This is a genomic window from Bacillus sp. FSL W8-0116, assembly GCF_038003825.1.
Taxonomy (GTDB): domain Bacteria; phylum Bacillota; class Bacilli; order Bacillales; family DSM-4216; genus Bacillus_O; species Bacillus_O smithii.
Genome location: NZ_JBBOPY010000001.1, coordinates 1,495,001 through 1,515,299 on the forward strand (window position 1 = coordinate 1,495,001; position 20,299 = coordinate 1,515,299).

At 42.2% G+C, this 20,299-nt stretch carries 15 protein-coding genes, 11 tRNA genes and 1 rRNA gene (1 of these 27 only partly in view); 3 read left to right on the top strand and 24 right to left on the bottom strand.

What is annotated here, in order from left to right; all coding sequences use genetic code 11:
* The 13 genes from N1I86_RS07045 to N1I86_RS07105 form a co-directional block, all read right to left on the bottom strand.
* Window positions 1–1,332: ribosomal RNA gene (locus N1I86_RS07045) — 16S ribosomal RNA — on the bottom strand; it reaches 223 nt to the left of the window's first position.
* 81 nt (window positions 1,333–1,413) lie between these two features.
* A tRNA-Gly gene (locus tag N1I86_RS07050) sits at window positions 1,414–1,487 on the bottom strand.
* Between the two features lie 9 nt (window positions 1,488–1,496).
* Window positions 1,497–1,570, bottom strand: a tRNA-Pro gene (locus N1I86_RS07055).
* Between the two features lie 22 nt (window positions 1,571–1,592).
* A tRNA-Arg gene (locus N1I86_RS07060) sits at window positions 1,593–1,669 on the bottom strand.
* Window positions 1,670–1,678: 9 nt separating this feature from the next.
* Window positions 1,679–1,761 (bottom strand) — tRNA-Leu (locus tag N1I86_RS07065).
* Between the two features lie 56 nt (window positions 1,762–1,817).
* Window positions 1,818–1,902 (bottom strand) — tRNA-Leu (locus tag N1I86_RS07070).
* A 6-nt stretch (window positions 1,903–1,908) separates the two neighbouring features.
* Window positions 1,909–1,981, bottom strand: a tRNA-Lys gene (locus N1I86_RS07075).
* Window positions 1,982–1,991: 10 nt separating this feature from the next.
* Window positions 1,992–2,066 (bottom strand) — tRNA-Gln (locus tag N1I86_RS07080).
* Between the two features lie 8 nt (window positions 2,067–2,074).
* Window positions 2,075–2,150 (bottom strand) — tRNA-Asp (locus N1I86_RS07085).
* 46 nt (window positions 2,151–2,196) lie between these two features.
* Window positions 2,197–2,268 (bottom strand) — tRNA-Glu (locus N1I86_RS07090).
* Window positions 2,269–2,272: 4 nt separating this feature from the next.
* Window positions 2,273–2,365: transfer RNA gene (locus N1I86_RS07095), tRNA-Ser, on the bottom strand.
* 9 nt (window positions 2,366–2,374) lie between these two features.
* Window positions 2,375–2,449 (bottom strand) — tRNA-Asn (locus tag N1I86_RS07100).
* A 267-nt stretch (window positions 2,450–2,716) separates the two neighbouring features.
* Window positions 2,717–3,190, bottom strand: coding sequence for a SprT family protein (locus N1I86_RS07105; protein WP_004439361.1), 474 nt, complete (start codon window positions 3,188–3,190; stop codon window positions 2,717–2,719).
* 287 nt (window positions 3,191–3,477) lie between these two features.
* On the opposite strand from N1I86_RS07105, the gene cmpA reads away from it, so the two are divergent.
* Window positions 3,478–3,618, top strand: a complete 141-nt coding sequence (cmpA, locus tag N1I86_RS07110; RefSeq protein WP_147542788.1) for a cortex morphogenetic protein CmpA — start codon at window positions 3,478–3,480, stop codon at window positions 3,616–3,618.
* A gap of 43 nt (window positions 3,619–3,661) precedes the next feature.
* On the opposite strand, the gene N1I86_RS07115 is transcribed toward cmpA, so the two are convergent.
* The 8 genes from N1I86_RS07115 to acpS all read right to left on the bottom strand — a co-directional run bounded on the left by N1I86_RS07115 (window position 3,662) and on the right by acpS (window position 12,720).
* Entirely contained in the window at window positions 3,662–5,815 is a 2,154-nt protein-coding gene (locus tag N1I86_RS07115; protein WP_445662275.1) for a Tex family protein, read from the bottom strand.
* A gap of 599 nt (window positions 5,816–6,414) precedes the next feature.
* Window positions 6,415–7,206 (bottom strand): RNA polymerase sigma factor SigB, encoded by a 792-nt coding sequence (sigB, locus tag N1I86_RS07120; RefSeq protein WP_341095671.1) that lies wholly within the window; start codon window positions 7,204–7,206, stop codon window positions 6,415–6,417.
* Window positions 7,184–7,654 (bottom strand): anti-sigma B factor RsbW, encoded by a 471-nt coding sequence (gene rsbW / locus N1I86_RS07125; RefSeq protein ID WP_341095673.1) that lies wholly within the window; start codon window positions 7,652–7,654, stop codon window positions 7,184–7,186. Before rsbW ends, sigB begins: the two co-directional genes overlap by 23 nt.
* A gap of 1,353 nt (window positions 7,655–9,007) precedes the next feature.
* Window positions 9,008–9,358 carry a type II toxin-antitoxin system endoribonuclease NdoA gene (gene ndoA / locus N1I86_RS07130; protein ID WP_004439372.1) on the bottom strand — a complete coding sequence of 117 codons (351 nt, stop codon included), beginning with the start codon at window positions 9,356–9,358 and terminating at the stop codon, window positions 9,008–9,010.
* Window positions 9,359–9,362: 4 nt separating this feature from the next.
* On the bottom strand, window positions 9,363–9,644 hold the full coding sequence (locus N1I86_RS07135; protein ID WP_004439375.1) for a CopG family ribbon-helix-helix protein: 282 nt from the start codon (window positions 9,642–9,644) through the stop codon (window positions 9,363–9,365).
* A gap of 167 nt (window positions 9,645–9,811) precedes the next feature.
* A complete protein-coding gene (gene alr / locus N1I86_RS07140; RefSeq protein ID WP_341095676.1) occupies window positions 9,812–10,987 on the bottom strand; it encodes an alanine racemase in 1,176 nt (391 codons plus the stop codon).
* Window positions 10,988–11,162: 175 nt separating this feature from the next.
* Window positions 11,163–12,173 (bottom strand): LolA family protein, encoded by a 1,011-nt coding sequence (locus tag N1I86_RS07145; RefSeq protein WP_341095678.1) that lies wholly within the window; start codon window positions 12,171–12,173, stop codon window positions 11,163–11,165.
* Window positions 12,174–12,354: 181 nt separating this feature from the next.
* A complete protein-coding gene (gene acpS, locus N1I86_RS07150; RefSeq protein ID WP_004439383.1) occupies window positions 12,355–12,720 on the bottom strand; it encodes a holo-ACP synthase in 366 nt (121 codons plus the stop codon).
* Between the two features lie 150 nt (window positions 12,721–12,870).
* Here acpS and N1I86_RS07155 point away from each other — a divergent pair, with 150 nt between their 5' ends.
* A complete protein-coding gene (locus tag N1I86_RS07155) occupies window positions 12,871–13,464 on the top strand; it encodes a rhomboid family intramembrane serine protease (protein ID WP_341095681.1) in 594 nt (197 codons plus the stop codon).
* A gap of 92 nt (window positions 13,465–13,556) precedes the next feature.
* Here N1I86_RS07155 and N1I86_RS07160 read toward each other — a convergent pair whose 3' ends face one another.
* The 3 genes from N1I86_RS07160 to N1I86_RS07170 all read right to left on the bottom strand — a co-directional run bounded on the left by N1I86_RS07160 (window position 13,557) and on the right by N1I86_RS07170 (window position 18,214).
* A complete protein-coding gene (locus N1I86_RS07160) occupies window positions 13,557–14,978 on the bottom strand; it encodes a DEAD/DEAH box helicase (protein ID WP_004439389.1) in 1,422 nt (473 codons plus the stop codon).
* 732 nt (window positions 14,979–15,710) lie between these two features.
* Complete coding sequence (locus N1I86_RS07165; protein WP_341095683.1) at window positions 15,711–17,084, bottom strand: UDP-N-acetylmuramoyl-tripeptide--D-alanyl-D-alanine ligase; 1,374 nt, start codon at window positions 17,082–17,084, stop codon at window positions 15,711–15,713.
* Between the two features lie 62 nt (window positions 17,085–17,146).
* Window positions 17,147–18,214 carry a D-alanine--D-alanine ligase gene (locus tag N1I86_RS07170; RefSeq protein WP_341095685.1) on the bottom strand — a complete coding sequence of 356 codons (1,068 nt, stop codon included), beginning with the start codon at window positions 18,212–18,214 and terminating at the stop codon, window positions 17,147–17,149.
* Window positions 18,215–19,015: 801 nt separating this feature from the next.
* Between N1I86_RS07170 and N1I86_RS07175 the strand changes: the two genes are divergently transcribed.
* Entirely contained in the window at window positions 19,016–20,185 is a 1,170-nt protein-coding gene (locus N1I86_RS07175; RefSeq protein WP_341095687.1) for an MFS transporter, read from the top strand.
* Window positions 20,186–20,299: the final 114 nt, after the last annotated feature.

Sequence of the window (20,299 nt, forward strand, 5' to 3'; positions counted from 1 at the left end):
AGTTGCAGCCTGCAATCCGAACTGAGAATGGTTTTTTGGGATTGGCTCCACCTCGCGGTTTCGCGACCCTTTGTACCATCCATTGTAGCACGTGTGTAGCCCAGGTCATAAGGGGCATGATGATTTGACGTCATCCCCACCTTCCTCCGGTTTGTCACCGGCAGTCACCTTAGAGTGCCCAACTGAATGCTGGCAACTAAGGTCAAGGGTTGCGCTCGTTGCGGGACTTAACCCAACATCTCACGACACGAGCTGACGACAACCATGCACCACCTGTCACTCCGTCCCCCGAAGGGGAACCCTCTATCTCTAGAGGTAGCGAAGGATGTCAAGACCTGGTAAGGTTCTTCGCGTTGCTTCGAATTAAACCACATGCTCCACCGCTTGTGCGGGCCCCCGTCAATTCCTTTGAGTTTCAGCCTTGCGGCCGTACTCCCCAGGCGGAGTGCTTAATGCGTTAGCTGCAGCACTAAAGGGTGGAAGCCCTCTAACACTTAGCACTCATCGTTTACGGCGTGGACTACCAGGGTATCTAATCCTGTTCGCTCCCCACGCTTTCGCGCCTCAGCGTCAGTTACAGACCAGAGAGCCGCCTTCGCCACTGGTGTTCCTCCACATCTCTACGCATTTCACCGCTACACGTGGAATTCCGCTCTCCTCTTCTGCACTCAAGTCTCCCAGTTTCCAATGACCCTCCACGGTTGAGCCGTGGGCTTTCACATCAGACTTAAGAGACCGCCTGCGCGCGCTTTACGCCCAATAATTCCGGACAACGCTTGCCACCTACGTATTACCGCGGCTGCTGGCACGTAGTTAGCCGTGGCTTTCTGGTCAGGTACCGTCAAGGTACCGCCCTGTTCGAACGGTACTTGTTCTTCCCTGACAACAGAGCTTTACGATCCGAAGACCTTCTTCGCTCACGCGGCGTTGCTCCGTCAGACTTTCGTCCATTGCGGAAGATTCCCTACTGCTGCCTCCCGTAGGAGTCTGGGCCGTGTCTCAGTCCCAGTGTGGCCGATCACCCTCTCAGGTCGGCTACGCATCGTCGCCTTGGTGAGCCGTTACCTCACCAACTAGCTAATGCGCCGCGGGCCCATCTGCAAGCGGCAGCTTGCGCCGCCTTTCAACCTTCCTTCATGCGAAGGAAGATATTATCCGGTATTAGCCCCGGTTTCCCGGAGTTATCCCCGTCTTGCAGGCAGGTTGCCCACGTGTTACTCACCCGTCCGCCGCTAACTTTCAAAAAGCAAGCTTCTTGAAAGTCCGCTCGACTTGCATGTATTAGGCACGCCGCCAGCGTTCGTCCTGAGCCAGGATCAAACTCTCCAAAAAGAAATTTGACTTGGCTTGTTTCAATTGAAACATTGGTTTACGCTTCGTTTTGTTCAGTTTTCAAGGATCCATCTATTGTATTGGAGCGGGTGATGGGAATCGAACCCACGACAACAGCTTGGAAGGCTGTGGTTTTACCACTAAACTACACCCGCATCTCCAAATCGGGAAGACAGGATTCGAACCTGCGACCCCATGGTCCCAAACCATGTGCTCTACCAAGCTGAGCTACTTCCCGATGCGACATTTTTAATTGTACATGGCGCGCCCAAGAGGAGTCGAACCCCTAACCTTCTGATCCGTAGTCAGACGCTCTATCCAATTGAGCTATGGGCGCATTTGCCGATGCGGTCGAGAGGACTCGAACCTCCACGGGGTCGCCCCCACTAGGCCCTCAACCTAGCGCGTCTGCCATTCCGCCACGACCGCATTTTAAAGAACGTTTCTTATTATACTATTTTTTTAGAATAAGTCAATAATTTTTTTGGTGCGGGTGAAGGGAGTCGAACCCCCACGCCCGAAGGCGCCAGATCCTAAGTCTGGTGCGTCTGCCAATTCCGCCACACCCGCAAAATGTGAGCCATGGAGGATTCGAACCTACGACCCTCTGATTAAAAGTCAGATGCTCTACCGACTGAGCTAATGGCTCATTTATAAGTTGGCTGGGCTAGCTGGATTCGAACCAGCGCATCACGGAGTCAAAGTCCGTTGCCTTACCGCTTGGCTATAGCCCAACAAACAATGGCGGTCCCGACGGGATTCGAACCCGCGATCTCCTGCGTGACAGGCAGGCGTGATAACCGCTACACTACGGGACCATAGATAGCAACAGCCAGTCCAACTGTTGCCGATTATAGATGGAAGTGACCCGTACGGGATTCGAACCCGTGTTACCGCCGTGAAAGGGCGGTGTCTTAACCACTTGACCAACGGGCCACGGTGGCGGAGAAGGCGGGATTCGAACCCGCGCGCCACATATCTGCGACCTAACGGTTTAGCAAACCGTCCTCTTCAGCCACTTGAGTACTTCTCCTTCATAAAGTGGCTCCGCAGGTAGGATTCGAACCTACGACCGATCGGTTAACAGCCGATTGCTCTACCACTGAGCTACTGCGGAACAATTGAAATAACTTATTAGCTTGTCGACTCTTCATATTATAATGACCTATATTTAACAAGTCAAGCATAAAATGAAAAATTTTTTTATTACCATGTTCTTCAAATGGGCATTCTATTTACGATCCCACCATCACTTTGCAACAAATTTTATGTTGGTTCCATTACACCCTGTCACTTACTGTCTCCATTCCCGCCTCAGGTTATTTCAAAATAACAAAAATGATATAAAAAACTTTTGAACAGTCAATGGAAAGTCGTCTTCTGTTTAATGCCTTACAAAATGACTTTCCATTAAAGAGAGTCGCCCTTTACATTTTCCGCAAACAAATTTCTTAGTATCCACCCTTCTCATACGCTTGAAAATTTGTTTGCACGATTGACATTGATAAATATATTGTTTTGTCGAGCGCTTTTTCTGAACAGTGGTCAAGGTGGAACAAAAACGAGGCGCTTTCACGCGATGCATTAATTCTTTAAAATCCCTGTCACGATGACGGTAGCCCTTCCCCTCTAGATGTAAATGATAATGGCAAAGCTCGTGCTTTATAATTCCTATTAATTCTTCTAAGCCATACTCTTCATAATGCTTCTTATTCACCTCTATATTGTGAGAATTCAACAAATACCTTCCGCCGGTAGTTCTAAGCCTCGGGTTAAAAAGCGCTTTATGAGTAAATGCTTTACCAAACCATTGTTGCGAAATAGTCTCTACTAGAGACTGCAATTCTTTGTTATCCAACCTCAACACCCCTCTGGAAACTTGACAAACCTATTCAGCATACTTATTAGTATTCGGATTTTTCTTTTGATTTTAAGCTTGGCATATTCTGTCACAACATCCGGCGCCTTCGTTTGATCGCATCATACAAACTGTATTTCGTGCCACTCGGTAAAAAAACGTGCTCATCCTTCGACCGCAAAAGAATCCTGTGCTTATGGCATCAAGAAAGCCGCAGCACCTGCCTTCAAAGCTAGAGTCCTGCGGCCCGTTTAGACGGTTGATTATCAACACTGGGAGGGTTTGATATGCCTAATTGGCTAAAAAATCAAATGCGAATGGCGTTTTTGCAAAAAGACCGAAGCCAAATCAAGTTATTGAACCAATGCTGGTTTTTTTACACGGAAAGAGAATTGAAGCAAAACGTAAAACCGCTCAAGTCAGTATAGACTGATGACATCCCACACTGCGATAATGCACTCTGGTGCATGTCTACTCATTAGGAGCAATCATCGTTAATGAAACTCTTCCTTTATTTAAGTCAACCTGATCGACCCAGACAGTAACCAAGTCGCCCACTGACACTACATCGAGAGGATGTTTCACAAACTCTTTTTTCATTTTGGAAATATGAACAAGTCCATCTTCCTTCACTCCGATGTCCACAAAAGCTCCAAAGTCTACTACATTGCGAACTGTTCCCTCGAGCTCCATGCCCGGTTTGAGGTCTTCCATTTTCAAAATATCTTTCTTTAAAAGCGGTTTAGGCAGTTCATCACGAGGATCTCTTTCCGGTTGAATAAGAGCATCGACAATGTCTTTCAGAGTCAGTTCACCGATGCCTAACGATTCAGCTGCATCTTTAATGGAAAGCCGTTCCAACGCTTCCCGCAATTCAGACGTGCCAAGATCAGCTGTCGTAAATCCTAGTTTCTCAAGCAATTGGCGGACTTGCGGATAGCTTTCCGGATGAATAGGAGTCCGGTCCAATGGCTCTTCCCCATCTAAAATTCTTAAAAAGCCAATAGACTGTTCAAACGTTTTTGCTCCTAACCTCGGAATGTCTTTTAGCTGCATCCGATTAGTAAACCGGCCATTTTCATTTCTATACTTCACAATATTGTTGGCAACGGATTTAGAAAGTCCAGAAACATATTGAAGCAAAGAGGCTGAAGCCGTGTTGACATTTACCCCCACTGAATTCACAACCGTCTCCACCACAAAATTAAGGGATTCCTGCAATTTTTTCTGTGAAACATCGTGCTGATATTGTCCTACACCAATGGATTTCGGGTCGATTTTGACTAGTTCCGCCAAAGGATCTTGAAGCCTTCTGGCTATCGATACGGCGCTTCTTTCCTCCACTTGAAGATCGGGAAACTCCTCGCGTGCCAAATCAGAAGCAGAGTAAACACTCGCGCCGGCCTCGTTTACAATGAGGTAAAAAATATCTTTTTTCATATTTTTTAAAATGTCCGCCACAAATTGTTCTGTTTCCCGAGAAGCCGTTCCATTGCCAATGGCTACTACTTCAATTGGAAAACGTTCCAAGAGATCAATAAAAAGGCGTTTCGCTTCTTCTTTCTTTGCTTTCGGAGGATGAGGATAAATCACTCCGATATGAAGCACTTTTCCCGTTTCATCGACTACGGCCAGTTTGCATCCCGTACGATAAGCCGGATCCACTCCAAGAACGGTTTTTCCTTTTAAAGGTGGTTGCATTAACAACCTTTTCAGATTTTCTGAAAAAATATGGATCGCCCTGTCTTCCGCTTTTTCCGTCAACTGATTGCGAATTTCCCTCTCGATAGAAGGTTGTATGAGCCGTTTGTAGCTGTCTTCCAGCGCTTCTTGAACAAAACGGGCAGATATACTTTCCTTATTTTGAATGACCTTTTTCTGCAAAAAGCGTAAAATGTTTTCCGCATCTGTTTGAATCGACACCCGCAAAATCTCTTCTTTTTCTCCGCGGTTCACGGCCAATACACGGTGGGAAGCTGCTTTAATGACCGGTTCTTCATATTCGTAGTACATTTCATAAACCTTTTTTTCATCTTTTTCCGCATCTTTCACCGTACACTTTAACGTTCCATTTCGAAATGTTTCTTTTCGAATCCAGTCTCTTATAGAAGCATCATCCGAGATCATTTCCGCGATAATGTCTTTGGCGCCTTGGATGACTTCTTCTATCGAGAAAAGTTCTTTTTCGTCTGATAAATAGTTCGTTGCTTCTTCTTCAACAGACCCCGTCACCGGGAAACTTAGTAGCCAAAGAGCGAAAGGTTCCAGTCCTTTTTCCTTGGCAATGGTCGCTTTTGTCCGTCTTTTTTGTTTATACGGGCGGTAATAGTCTTCTACCTCTTGCAGTTTATCAGCAGCTAAAATCTTTTGCTGCAATTCTTCCGTCAGCTTGCCTTGTCCTTCAATGCTGCGCAAAACTTCTTCTTTTCGTTTCTCCAAGTTCTGAAGGTAGTCCCATCTTTCCATAATCGAACGAATTTGAACTTCGTCGAGCGCTCCGGTTGCTTCTTTTCGGTAACGAGCGATAAACGGGACTGTATTGCCCTCTTCCAACATGGAAATAACCGTTTGTACTTGTTTCCATTTTAGTGATTGTTCTTCAGCTATCTTTTTTAGTAAATTCATTTCTCTGTCAGTCGATTGTTCAATCATATTCGTTCCGTTCAAAACGGAGTTCACTCCTTTTCCTAAACTTCTAGAAAAAGCAAAAAAGTCTTCCAAATGGAGAATCGAGGAAGTCCTTTTCAATCGATACACTATCGATGAGCAGCAAAAGCTTCTTCTTATCCGTTGAGTGATTAAGCTGCCCTCTAGTCGGATGATTCAACAACCCTCAGGTTGAGCTAATACATGCTCTCATAGACATTCGATTGATCATATATGTGTTCTCCCATTTTATCATAATTTCCTCTTTAGCAGATAAGGTGAGACGGAATGAGGAAGAAAGTAGGGGGTTGGTTGGGACTCTGGCAGCTCATTGATTCAATTTTTTCCAAAAAAATGACGAGAGAACCCTTCTCGCCCGTGATCGCCATCGTCATTCTTTTTTAGAAAAAATCAACCAAACTGCTAATTCCTCTCAAAAAATACTTTCTTATCATTGGTTTCAAACGAAAAATTATGCTTTTTTGGTTTCACCAATCTCTATGTTCAAAAAAACTGTCTATGCCCAATTTTTTAAGAGATTGGGAAGCAGCAAATGACACACCAATTATGGATCGGTTTCATTTTTCCGAATTCATCGTTTCGGATCGAATGGCTTTTTTTAATTTTTGAACGGCGCGACGTTGAAGACGGGACACATGCATTTGGGAAATTCCCAGCTTTTCGCCTGCATCTTTCTGGCTCATATTTTCCAAATACGTATACTGAATAATTTTCCATTCTCTCTCGTTCAGTACAGGAAGGACCTTTTCCAAGTCGAGGCGCTGATCCACTTTTTCATATCCTTTTTCCTCATTCCCCACCATATCAAGCAATGTCATGGTGCCGCCTTCAGAATCGGCTTCAATCGTATGATCAACGGATAACGTCTGGTAGCCTTTCACCATTTCCATTGCTTCCAGTACCTCTTCTTCCGTGATATCCAAGTAAGCAGCGATTTCCTTTACTTGAGGTGATCTTTGCATTTCACACGTCAATTTTTCGACTGTTGACTGTATTTTAGGACCTAGTTCTTTAATTCTGCGGGGAACATGAACACTCCATGTCTTATCGCGCAAATATCTTTTGATCTCACCGACAATCGTCGGTATTGCAAATGCTTCAAAGCTTTTGCCAAAAGATCGGTCATAGCGGCGGACGGCCCCTAAAAGCCCGATCATTCCAACTTGTACGATGTCCTCATGGTAAGATTTTCCCTTGGAATACTTTCGTGCAATCGATTCAACCAAATGATGATAATGCGTCACGATTTTTTCCTGCGATTCTTGGCATTTATGACGCTGAAACTCTTCGATCCATTTCATAACCTTTTGTTTAAAAGGACATTCATTAGGTTGAGATGGTTTTCGCATCCCTTTCCACCTGCTCTCTTTTAAGGTGTTTTGTCATAAAGACGGATACCCCTTCTTGGTGATGGATTTTCACATCATCCATAAGCGTTTCAATCAAATATAATCCTAATCCTCCTTCACGAAAAAATTCTCCTTCCCTTTGTTCAAGATGGCACATCTCCTTTTTCAAATCAGATGATTGGAAACTTTGACCTCTATAGGCCACCATTAATTCCAATCGATCATGATATAGAGAAAATCCAATGACCATTTCTCCTTTTCCTTGTTCTTGGTACGCATACGGTATTGCATTGAGAATCGCTTCGCTGACAACAATTTTCAAGTCCTCAATAGCCTCATACATAAAACCCATTCGACTTGCGATCCCAGATAGCGTTAAACGGATTACTCCTATATACTCCGGCTTGGCAGGTATTTTCATCTCGATATAATCAAAAGGCTGCCCCATGACACTCCATCCTCTGCTTTCTTGTTAAATGTTCAAGATATCCACAAAATCTGATGATGTCAAATCATCTATTGAATCGTTCTGTAAGCCTCATTCAATAAAATTTCTTATGAATCTGCCATTTGTAAAAAGAATAACAAATACTTCGAGGCCTGTACTATCCAATTATTTCAAGTCGAACCAATCCACAACTACCTAATTCTCCTTTTCCTCCGCATAAGAATCGTAATTTTCTTAACTCATGGAAAACGCAATCTTTTCTTAATCGCTGCTATTTTTCCATACCGTTCTTTATTCGGCTATATCTCATAGGTTTAGATATAAAATGATCGAAGTACAATGAATGGTATAACTGGTTGCCAAGGTAGACGCCTGTCTCAATAAAAAACCAAAAACCGAATTGGAGAATTTCTATCAGTTAGTCCTATAACCTGTGTTAGGCAGCTGCAAAACTGGGTGTTTAAAAGGCTGTATCTATTGCGGCCCAACTTGCGTACTATTTGATGAAATGTAATGATGAGGCACACAGCATACGGGGGTAAAAATAAAAACCTTGATCCCTTAATTTTTAAGAGGTCAGGTTTTATTTTTTTATTCTTTTTCCCGTCTAATAACCACACAAACAATCTAAAAAATACAACGAAAAACAAAGATTGTATCATGTTTTCAGTCCAATTGAATGTATGATTTTCAACATAATCAAAAATAACTAAAACAAAATATAATACGATGGATAATATGAAATTCTTATAAAAGACGTTCATATCATTCCTCCTTGAAGTGTTTAAAAACGAAAAACCATTTCTCTCCCACCCTAAAATTCCAACACAAATAGAGAATCCCCCACTTCATTTTATCTAAAATTTTCTATATTTTCGGATAATTACATCCGCTTATAAACATAAAACGAGTCATTTTAGTACTATTGAAAGTTTGCTGATTTCTGTCATGTAAACCACTTTAGTCAATCATAAACTATTCTCAGTCATATTTCTAATTTTCAGAATAACGGTTTTCCTTTTTCAAACAAGGCTGACTGAAATGCGTGCATCGGGTAAATAGATCAAAACAAACGGAAGTAAAAGGCGGGTTTATGTTGAATACTATCCTTGCAAATCCGCAGAGATGCTTTGCTTGACGGCAATCACACACCTACACGAAGGTTAAGGTGAAGATTTTTGAAGCAGATAGGCAGTCCAAAGAGAAAATCTTTTTTCTCTAAAGATAAGAGCCCATTTATTAAAATAGACTTTCCGAAAAATAAACGGCTTTATTTGCATTTACACGCAACCGCAAACGTTTTTAAATGTGAGTAAATAATAACGCCCCTTTAGACAACCAAGGAGCGTTCATTTAAAAGTCTATTAGACCTAAACTGATTTGCAAGGCTTCGTCCACTTTTTCCATCATTTCTTCATCTAAATGGGAAATTTTATCCGTTAAGCGTTGTTTGTCAATTGTGCGTATTTGTTCCAGCAAGATAACGGAATCCCGCTCAAAACCATATCGCTTTGCGTCAATTTCTACGTGTGTAGGCAGTTTGGCTTTTTGGATTTGCGCTGTGATAGCAGCAACAATTACAGTTGGACTAAACCGGTTCCCTATGTCGTTTTGAAGGACTAGTACTGGACGCACTCCGCCTTGCTCCGAGCCGACAACAGGGGAAAGGTCTGCAAAATACACATCACCACGCTTAACAATCAAAGGATTAGCCCCCACTTACTAATCGTTCTACCGTATTCTCTGCCTCATATTCCGCTTGAATAGCCTCGGAGGCAATAGCAAGATTGATTTTTGCCATCTCCATATAGCCTCGTCTCATCGTTTCCCTTATTTGACGCTTTTTGCGTTCTCGAAGATACGCTTTTGTGGCGCGATAAATAAATTCATTGCGATTCACATTTTCCTGCTCAGCAAATCCGTCTAATTCGTTTAAAAATTGCTGCGGCAATCGAATTAAGATTTCTGTCGTTGTGCTGGATTCAGACACGAACTACACCTCCACCGTTCACTGCAATAACCGTCTCTTTACACTACCAAATCCATGATACCATCAATTGAGCCGCCCGAAAAGATAAATTATGAATTCTTCACCTATTATCGTCATAAAAACACGAAAATTATGCATTTATATTGACAAAGAAAAAAATTCACTGCTTACATTTTCCGGTGAGAAGACAAAAGCGGGTTGGAAACGTCCACAATCTTTCCGGATTCTATATAGACACGGGGAACGCGATGGGAAATCATACAACCAATTTCATAATGAATCGTTTCAAGCTTTGCCGCAATTTCATCCATCGTGATTTCATCCCGGCCTTGTTTACCGATCAAAACGACTTCCGTTCCTACGGGCACTTCCTCATCTAAGCGGATCATGCATTGATCCATGCAAATTCGTCCTACGATAGGAGCTCTTTTTCCGCCAACCAGCACTTCTTGGCCTTGAAGCTTGCGAATCCAGCCGTCTGCATAGCCGATTGGCAAAGTAGCGATCCATTCATCTTCCTTTGCTCCATATACACCCCCGTAGCTGATTCTTTCTCCCTTCTTCACCTTTTTCACATGAACAATTTTTGTATGCAGAGATAATGCCGGTTTTAATTCAAAAGGAAGAAGGGATTGGATGTCGGCAGAAGGCGACAGCCCATACATCGAAATTCCATAGCGAACGAGATTAAAAGCATGAGATGTTTCTTTAAACCTTAAAGTAGCTGCACTATTCGCGCAATGAATATATTTTGGTTTTTGTTCCAGAAGTTGCACCATCACTTGAAATTTTTCAAATTGTTTCCGGAAATAATCTGTATCTACTTCGTCGGCTGTCGCAAAATGAGTGAAAATCCCTTCTAATCGAAAGGCAGAGGAACGCATAATTCGTTTTTCCAATGCTTTCAACTCTTTTTCGGTCCTTACACCAATTCGGCCCATTCCTGTATCTACTTTCATATGCACATTTAACGAGGAGCCATTCAAAAATGGTTCCGCTCTTTCCAACCATTCTTCCTGAAACACCGTCAACGAAATACGATGATCTGCTGCCAACTTGGCGTCTTCCGGCCTGGAAGCTCCTAATACTAAAATCGGCACTTCGATTCCGGCATTCCTTAATTTCAAAGCTTCATCTAAAAAGGCCACAGCCAAACCTTTGGCTCCCGCCTTTATAGCGGTGTTGGCAACTTGAACATCACCGTGACCGTATGCATTGGCTTTTACCACGGCAAATAAATCCGTTGTAGACGGCAAAAGTTGCAAAGCCTCTTTTACATTATAAGCAATGTGATCCAAATTAATTTCAACCCATGTATCCCTGTAAAACTGAGATGTATCCACTCATGACCCTTCTTTCCACTAAACTCCCCTTCATTATGACAAATATTGTCGAATTTTTAAATGCAAAAAAAGAACTGGCCTAAAAGTAAAATGACTTTTGAGCCAGCCTTTTCTGTATCATATGAGTTTCCGTTGTTTAAATAGGGTAAAATTACCAATTAAAAAGTATTCCCTCTTATTTTTCGGGATTTCCTTGCATGGAACTCGCAATTCTGATCATTTCTTGCTTCGTGAGGTTCTTCGATGCCAACGTATAGTCAACCCCTTGATACGTCCAAGAGAGCGAGTGATCCGTTATGGACCCGATGGCAAAGCCAAGATCCGCCACTTCACCATCCAAATCAATTGGTTCGGAAGCCTCAACAGCGTGAGCTTTTTCTTGAACAATCGTAAACGATTTTTTCCCGCCATAGGTAAGAACAACCCGTTTCCCATTATCAGATGACAACTCATTTTCTTCCACCAGCTTTGTTCCTTCTAAATCAGCAAGAGGATATTGAACGGAAAAATCTTGATCACCCGAGTTTGCAGCAACCGGTACTTCAAGCTGAGCTCCTGTCATATTCTTTTTCATATCAAAGGACGACGAATCAAAATTGGCATGTAGATCCATATTTTTGAATTTGACGATGACTAATGGATTGTGGTCGGTGTCCATTACTTTTACGGAGACAGGTGTTAAGTCTTTTTTGTTAAAAACGATTTCTTGGTAAGGAAGGATTTGCTTGTTTTGATAGCGGGTTTTGGTTTCAAATACATAGTGGTTTTTCGTTTCTTTAAAATTCGCCTCTTTATCTTCTAAAATGTCTTTCACTAACGACTCATATAAGTATGCTTGACTGCTGTTCTTAGGCCAATCACTTTGGAATCGAAAGCTTTTATTAAGGGCAGGAGTTAATACGTACACACCGGTATCATTTCGCAAAATCATTTGGCTCTGGTCTCTTTTGGCCGCCTTTAGTTCTACCCGGTAATATTGATGTTCTTTATTCCATACTTCCACATTATAGGTTTGTTTTTCTTCTCCCACTTTTAAGGTCATTTGCGCTTCTGCTTTATACCCTTTTAATTTGCCGATTTTTTCATTTAGATCGGAAACAACCTCCTCTTTTGTCTTAGAACCGCAGGCAGCGAGAACAATCATTGTCAATAAGCCAATGAATAAGAGCGCCACATTCTTTTTCATTCTTTTCACTTCCCCTTTGTCTCATTTAAACATGAAAGGGAGAGAGAAGATGTTCAATAACCTAAGATGAACAGGCACTTATGCCTCTTTCGTCCAGCGCTGTTGCCTGCAATCTCGGCTTTTCAATCTTGTCTCTCCTGCTGTTATCCAATATATGAGACAACCATAGGGAATATGTACTTTAAAAATCTTTTCCCATTTTTTCGATGATCACTTGAGCAGCAGCAAATTCCCGGCTATGCGTAATAGTTAAATGAACTCCTTCTTTAAAAGGCTTGACGATCATCGGTTTTCCGTTCTCATTATATTGAATTTCGATGTCGTGAAACGTCAACTCTTTTCCGATTCCCGTTCCGTAGGCCTTGGAAAAAGCTTCTTTTGCCGCAAATCGCCCTGCCAAATATTCAGCTTGCCGTTTTGGCGATAAAGATTGAAATATATTCATTTCATTTGCAGTCAGTATTCTACATGGAAATTTCGGTTGACGACGAATCAGCGTTTCAATCCTTTCCATTTCCACAATATCTAAACCAATGCCAATAATCATCACAGTTCGTCCCTTCTAAATGATTTCCGGCCGCATATAAATGGAGGTAGCATGTGGGAATCTTGCATCGAAATGCTTTTGGAACGCAGGATCGAAAAGCATTTCGTTGTTGCCCCAACTTCATCATTCCCTTAACCAGAGGTGAAGTCCATGTTTCAGCGCGGTGAACGAATGGCAGATTTTATCCGTTATTATCCTTGCGTTTCCACATTAGCCGGTATTCAGACTCTACTTTATTTGGCGACATGGATTCCTTTTTTCCCTGCTGTCGCTTTCTACCAATCTTTTTCCGGAACCAATATTGCGATTGCGAATGGAGAATGGTGGCGACTCATTTCCTCCATTTTCATTCATAGAGGATTCTCCCATTTTTTCTTCAACACGATCACGCTGGTTTTATTCGCTCCTTTAGAGATCATGTTAAAAAAAATCAAGTTTTTATTACTCTACTTATTATCCGGGATTTTCGCAAATGCCGCCACCTATCTATTTATGCCTTTAACCTACACTCATATCGGTTCAAGCGGAGCCATTTTCGGGTTATTCGGGTCCTTTGCCGCTTTCTTGCTGGTGAAGCCCCCTTTGCTAGCCGATCATCATCAAAAAATCATTTTTCCGGTTGTACTCATCGCTCTATTGATGACGTTTATTCAAACCGAAGTGAATATCGTTTCCCACCTGGCAGGTTTTGCTTGCGGATTCTTCATGGGCATCCTGTATCGAAAGAAACTCCTTGTTGAATGATCATCCTATTAAGAACGAAAATGGCGGAAAGCAACCAGCCGTTTTCGCATTTCTCGCTCCAGATATTTGCAAACAAAAAAGCATAGGAATTCCTATGCTTTTGGAACGGATTTTCTTCGGCTCACGCGCGATCTTTGATTTTTGCGTTGATTTCCTTGTGTTTTATTAAAAGAACGTCTGCTCTCTTTTTTCATTGGCAGCGGCCCTTCCTCCGTAATATGGACAGGAGTGCGGTTCGGTTCTTTTGTAAGGAGTTTAAGGGCAGCGGCCACCACTTGACTTGGCGGGAACTGTGCCAGCAACTCGTTCGCTAATTCTTGATAGTCCTCTAAATTTTCATTATTTAAGCATGTCTCAATTTCATTCACGGCTGCTTTTTGTTGTCCGATGAGCGCTTCCGTCCATGTCGGCGGCTGCATCGGCGTCATCCGTTTTTTCGTCGTTCGTTCTACTTCTCTTAAATAGCCCATTTCCCTAGGGGATACGAACGTAATGGCAATTCCTTCTTTTCCGGCTCGTCCGGTCCTGCCAATACGGTGAACATAGCTTTCCGGATCTTGCGGAATATCATAGTTATAAACATGAGTAACCCCGGAAATATCCAATCCCCGTGCCGCGACGTCGGTCGCCACAAGAACATCGACTTTTCCTTCTTTAAACTTTTTCAGGACGTTCAAACGCTTCATTTGGCTTAGGTCCCCGTGAATCCCTTCAGCAGAATACCCGCGCAAAGTAAGCGCCCTTGTCAATTCATCCACTCTACGCTTCGTTCTGCCGAATACAATCGCAAGCTCAGGAGATTGTACGTCCAGAAGCCGGGAAAGAACGTCAAATTTTTCTCTTTCTTGAATCTTGATAAAATATTGTTCAATTTGCGGAACCGTCATTTCTTTTGCTTTCACTTGAACTAATTCCGGATTTTTCATAAATTTTTCGGCAATAGCACGGATCGGTTCCGGCATTGTTGCAGAAAAAAGAAGGGTTTGCCGCTCTTTCGGCATATGGGAAAGAATGGTTTCAATATCTTGAATAAAACCCATATTGAGCATTTCATCCGCTTCGTCAAGAACGAGCGTATGAAGATGGTCTAATTTTAATGTCTGTCTATTGATGTGATCAAGAATTCTTCCCGGAGTCCCCACAATCACATGCGGCTGTTTTTTCAAAGCGCGGATTTGTCTTTGAATATCTTGGCCGCCGTACACTGCAAGAATGCGCACCCGTTTATGATAGCCGATCTTATATAATTCCTCTGATACTTGGATGGCCAATTCCCGTGTAGGGGCTATGATCATTCCTTGAATATGATGATTTTTCGTATCGATTTTTTCCATTAACGGAATACCGAAAGCGGCGGTTTTCCCTGTACCCGTTTGAGCTTGTCCGATCAAATCCTTTCCGTCTAAGCTTTTTGGAATCGTGGCCGCTTGGATCGGAGTCGCCTCCTCGAAACCCAGTTGGTCAATCGATTTCAATAGAGCTGGACTCAAACCTAATTCTACAAATTTTGTCAATTCTCTCTTCTCCTTCTTAAACCTAAATAAATGTTTGTTACACAATATGCAGTTTTTTTCGTCTTACTTTTCAAAAAGGCCTTCATTGTTTCACGATAAATTCCTTTTATTTATATTTTTCCTTTTGATGAAAATGATATGGATGAGAACAGTCAATCAAGAAAAAATATGGAAGTTTCAATCACATGAAACGGTCTTAATATTAGTTTTTCAAAAAAACATGAATAAAACACCTTAAACAAAAAAATACTCTTCCCACTGAAGAGCGATATTTAGCGTCACTTTTATCCGCTAACTCAGTTTCCTACACACGGATACGAGTAAAGATATCGAAAAACAATGAGCTTGAACTTTCCATTATAGTCTAGAAGTACACAATCGCTAACCCTCTTAATGGTGGAAATGAAAGGAGGCCTCCCGTTTGTATGCCGACCCCTTTGGCGGATTGATATGAAAGATGAATAACAAAGTGAAACTCCCACTAGCGGCAGCCTTTTTCGCTGAAACAATCGGCCTTTTGCAGGCAACTGACGTGCAACTACATTTTATGCCTGGCCTCATGGGCAGGGGCTGCCCATGAAAGCGTAATAAACAATTTACGGTAATCGTACCATTTCATTGAATAAAATTCAATTCCATCATCCTGATAACTTTATCCTTCTTAGTGGAAAAAAGCAAGGACTTTATTCCGTAAAGCAAATAAAAGCGTTCCGTTTTCATCGAAAAACAGCATTACGCTTGTAAAAGATGGACGACCTCTTCCAATTTCATACCTCGTGATGCCTTCACTAAAATCAGTTCATTTCCCGTTAACAAGGATTTCAGCTTTTCCACGAGTTTCTCTTTTTCCATAAAAGCGAAAACGCGGTGTTCCGGCAATACGGTTTTCGCACCTTTCGCAATATATTGGCCTAATTCACCAATGGTGAACACATAGTCAATAGCATGTGGATTGATTTCTTTTCCAATCTCTTCATGGTATTGCTTTTCTTTCGGACCGAGTTCAAGCATATCGCCCAGAACTAAAATTTTCCGTTCGTAGCCTTGAAGTTCGGAAACCAAATCAATCGCTGCTCTTACCGAGGTAGGACTTGCATTATATGCATCATTGATAATTTTTTCTCCTTTGCTTCCCTCTACAAGTTCCAATCTCATTTTAGTTAATTCGATCTTTTTTAAGCCGTCTTCAATCTCATCGTAAGAGATCCCCAATTCACGAGCAACGAGAATAGCAGCCAATGCATTAAACACATTATGCTTACCGAGCACTGAAAGAAAGAATTCTCGTTCCGGTTCTGTATTAATGGAAAACTGGCTTCCCTCATTGGTCTGACGGATTTTCGTCGGGTATAAATCATTTTTTGCCGATTCGCCAAACGTTTTCACCGTCAAATGAGGCGTATTTTGGACTAGTCGCTCCAAAAGCGGTTCATCGCCGTGGTAAACAAGCACACCATTTTTGTCTAAGCCGTTAATAATTTCAAATTTTGCTTCTGCGATCGCTTCTCTTGAACCTAAATCTAACAGATGAGCTTCTCCAATATTGGTAATAACGGCTATATCCGGTCGAGCCATCCGCGTCAAAAAATCAATTTCCCCTTTTGAACTCATTCCCATCTCTAAAATCGCTGCTTCTGTATCTTGTTTTAAGGAAAGCAGCGTCAAAGGCAATCCGATATGATTATTGTAGTTTCCTTCCGTTTTTTGAACGCGGTATCGACTCGACAAAAGGTTGCTGATGATATCCTTTGTAGTCGTTTTTCCGTTGCTTCCGGTTACACCTACCACTTTGATCGACAGTTCATCACGATATGCTTTGGCAAGACGTTGGAGCGCTTCCAATGTATCGTCCACCATAATGATCGGGAAATGTTCCGGTGGATTGGGAACATCTTTTTGCCAAAGGGAAGCAGCTGCCCCGTTTTGAAACGCTGTTTCGACGTAACGGTGCCCATCCGTATGGTCTCCCTTTAAAGGGACAAACAAATTCCCTTTTTCGATTTTTCGGGAATCAATACTCACTCCTTGAATCACAATGTCTTTATGGGAAAGTTCATATGGTGCTCCCATCATTTCAGCAACTTGTTGAATCGTTTTGACAATCATTTCCCTTCACCTTTTCTTCCTCGGAATAAACAGACGCGGCATTTTGAAAAACCGCGTCCACTCTATGAAACTGTGTATTTGATCTTTTGTTTTTCCTCATGCCTTTTTATGGCCAAATCAATTAATGTTTCAATCAGCTGAGGGTAATCTAAACCGCTATGTTTCCAAAGAAGCGGAAACATGCTGACGGGGGTAAATCCCGGCATCGTATTGACCTCATTAATCAGAACTCGGCCGTCTTCTGTCAAAAAGAAATCGGCACGAACCAGTCCGGAACAATCTAAAGCTTGGAAAGCTTTGATCGCTATTTGCTCCATCTCTGCCTTAACTTTCTCAGAAATTTCTGCCGGTATAATCAATTGCGTACTATTATCTTGATATTTCGCTTTATAATCATAAAATTCCTTTTTAGGAACGATTTCTCCCGGTACGGAACATTTCGGATCATCGTTCCCGAGCACTCCCATTTCTATTTCTCTCGCTTTTACTCCCTGTTCCACAATGATTTTACGGTCATATTGAAAAGCTTCCTTAAAGGCCTTTTCCAATTCATCTCGATTGGAACATTTGTTAATTCCCACGCTGGAACCGAGGTTGGCCGGTTTCACAAAACAAGGATAGCCGATTTCTTTTTCCGTTAATTCGTATGTTACTTCTTGATTTTTTTCCCAATGGCTGCGCGTAAACCAAACATAATCGACTTGGGCAAGGCCTGCTTCTGCAAATATATGTTTCATGATCACTTTGTCCATTCCCGCCGCCGAGGCTAAGACTCCATTTCCGACATAAGGAATGTTTAAAAGTTCAAGCATCCCTTGAACTGTGCCGTCTTCACCATTTGGTCCATGCAAAAGCGGGAAGACCACATCAAACTCTTCACCGCCTTCCAGGAAAGCCGCTAACGGATGAGTGGACTCTTGGTTTTGAGGCGAAAACTGCAAATCTTCCACACTTTCTGCCGGTCTTTCCAATTTCGGTCCTTTAATCCATTGTCCTTCTTTATTTATATGAACCGGATACACGTCGAATTTTTCCAAATCCAACGCTTCCGTCACTGCTTTGGCCGTCTGAAGGGAAACTTCATGTTCTGCTGATTTCCCGCCATATAATAAACAAACTTTCGTTTTCATCACGAACCTCCAATATTGTTGATTTTCATTAAGAAAAATCATTCTATTCCTGTTCATTGAATAACATTTCTATTTTATCATTTCTTTACATGCCGGAAAAACGTTTCTTCATATGATTATATGCAATCACACTATGAAATTTTAAGAAAATCTGGATAATACATGGCTTTTCGTTCTTTATTCAAGATTTCCTGTTTACTAAAGAAGCAGAAAGGTTCCAATTGGAATGGTCCGCCTCACTTTCCTGAAACGTCCATCTTATGGAAAAAATTTCTTTAAAAGCTCCCCATTGCTTTTTCCACAAGAAACCGGAAATCAAGGGTCAATCCGAAAATAGATTAGAAAATGGAGATCGTTTTTATTCTTATATTCGCATTATAAAAACGCCAGCCTTAAAAAGAACAGCCCATGAATGCAAAAATAATGGAAACAAATAAGCCTTTTGATTTTTTTAATCATTGACAAAATCTAACCTTGACGTTAACGTTAAATGTAAATTGATACCATAATGGCTGAATATATTATTTTATACAAGGAATAAACGGCATAAAACGAACTTGGGCAACATCATTCCGGCGCCGGAAAGGACGTGAAAAAAGAAACTGTTTGTTTTTCATCAAAAAAGAAGGCTTGCTTTTTTCCCGCATGCGTTTCGCTTCAAAAAACGATGGAACATGCAAGTGCAAACGTCTGGCCACTCTCAACGAAAAACGAGCGACCGAACGAGTGAGTCGACCTAAAAACGAGCCTGATTTTGATTGGTCCATCGTTTTAAACCAATACAGAAAGGAAGGATTTTTCATGGTAGAAAGAAATTTTGCACGCGCGCGATTGATTACCGTATTTGCGTCATTTTTAGCGTTTATGGGGATAGGAGTTGTGGACCCAATCCTGCCGGTGATTGCCGAGCAAATCGGGGCTTCTCATTGGCAAGTAGAAATGCTGTTTACCGCCTATATTTTCATCATGTCCGTTATGATGATTCCTGCCGGCATTTTGGCCAGCCGCGCCGGAGATAAAAGGCTTATGGTTGCTGGTCTTATCGTGGTAACGATTTTTTCGTTGTTATGCGGGCTTTCCCAAAATATCCCGGAATTGTCCATTTTCCGAGGCGGCTGGGGACTCGGCAATTCGATGTTTTTCGCTACCGCTATGACATTATTAATCGCTCTGTCCGACGATGCCCAAAAAGCGGTTGGTTTATATGAGGCCGCCATCGGTTTAGGTATGGCCGGCGGTCCTTTAGTGGGCGGTCTGCTTGGGGATTTTTCCTGGCGGTTTCCTTTCATTGCGACCGGCATTCTGATTTTTACTGCATTTCTGCTAGTGGCGTTCTTTGTATTTGAACCGTCGTCTAAACAAACGCGTAAACCGGCCGGATTGAAAGACCTAAAAAACTTGTTTACGTTCCCGCCTTTTTTGATTGCCTCGCTTTCGGGAATGCTCTATTATTATGGATTTTTCGTTGTTCTGGCTTATACGCCGCTTACTCTTGGACTTTCAGCCATTCAAATCGGCTTGGTGTTTTGTGGATGGGGGCTTTTCCTTGCATACGGATCTGCCGGTTTAGCTCACAAATTAGAAGAAAAATATTCTCCAAAACAAATTTTGCCGTTTAGTTTACTTGTTTTTGCAATGTTAGTCGGGGCCTTATTCTTTGTGCATTCCAGCATCGCATTGATTGCCACCGTCATCGTCTCCGGTTTAGCATGCGGGTTAAACAACGCCTTGTTTACAAGCTACGTGGTGGAAGTATCTCCTTATGAACGTGGGGTTACATCCGGTACTTACAATTGCATCCGCTGGATCGGGGCAGCCGTTGCTCCTGTGTTGTCAGGATTTTTAGGAGAATCCATTTCCGCCCACACGCCATTTATCATTGCCTGTACCCTTTCGATTATTTCCATCTTGTTGATGATGATTAAGCCTAAGCCAGCAAATGTTTCTGTCCGCAAAACCATCGCCAAATAATCAAGTTTGCATGCGTTGCTTAGTGTATACGAAAACTCCACCGAAAAAGGATCTGCTATAAAAGCCTCTTACAGTCTTTGTAAGAGGCTTTTACACTCATTTAGGAGAACGCCT

Coding starts and splice junctions, on each gene's coding strand:
- N1I86_RS07155 (WP_341095681.1), top strand. CDS start 12,871: ATGTTTCAGCGCGGTGAACGAATGGCAGATTTTATCCGTTATTATCCT.
- cmpA (WP_147542788.1), top strand. CDS start 3,478: ATGCCTAATTGGCTAAAAAATCAAATGCGAATGGCGTTTTTGCAAAAA.
- N1I86_RS07165 (WP_341095683.1), bottom strand. CDS start 17,084: ATGATTGTCAAAACGATTCAACAAGTTGCTGAAATGATGGGAGCACCA.
- N1I86_RS07145 (WP_341095678.1), bottom strand. CDS start 12,173: ATGAAAAAGAATGTGGCGCTCTTATTCATTGGCTTATTGACAATGATT.
- sigB (WP_341095671.1), bottom strand. CDS start 7,206: ATGCGAAAACCATCTCAACCTAATGAATGTCCTTTTAAACAAAAGGTT.
- rsbW (WP_341095673.1), bottom strand. CDS start 7,654: ATGGGGCAGCCTTTTGATTATATCGAGATGAAAATACCTGCCAAGCCG.
- N1I86_RS07175 (WP_341095687.1), top strand. CDS start 19,016: ATGGTAGAAAGAAATTTTGCACGCGCGCGATTGATTACCGTATTTGCG.
- acpS (WP_004439383.1), bottom strand. CDS start 12,720: ATGATTATTGGCATTGGTTTAGATATTGTGGAAATGGAAAGGATTGAA.
- N1I86_RS07115 (WP_445662275.1), bottom strand. CDS start 5,815: ATGAATTTACTAAAAAAGATAGCTGAAGAACAATCACTAAAATGGAAA.
- N1I86_RS07170 (WP_341095685.1), bottom strand. CDS start 18,214: ATGAAAACGAAAGTTTGTTTATTATATGGCGGGAAATCAGCAGAACAT.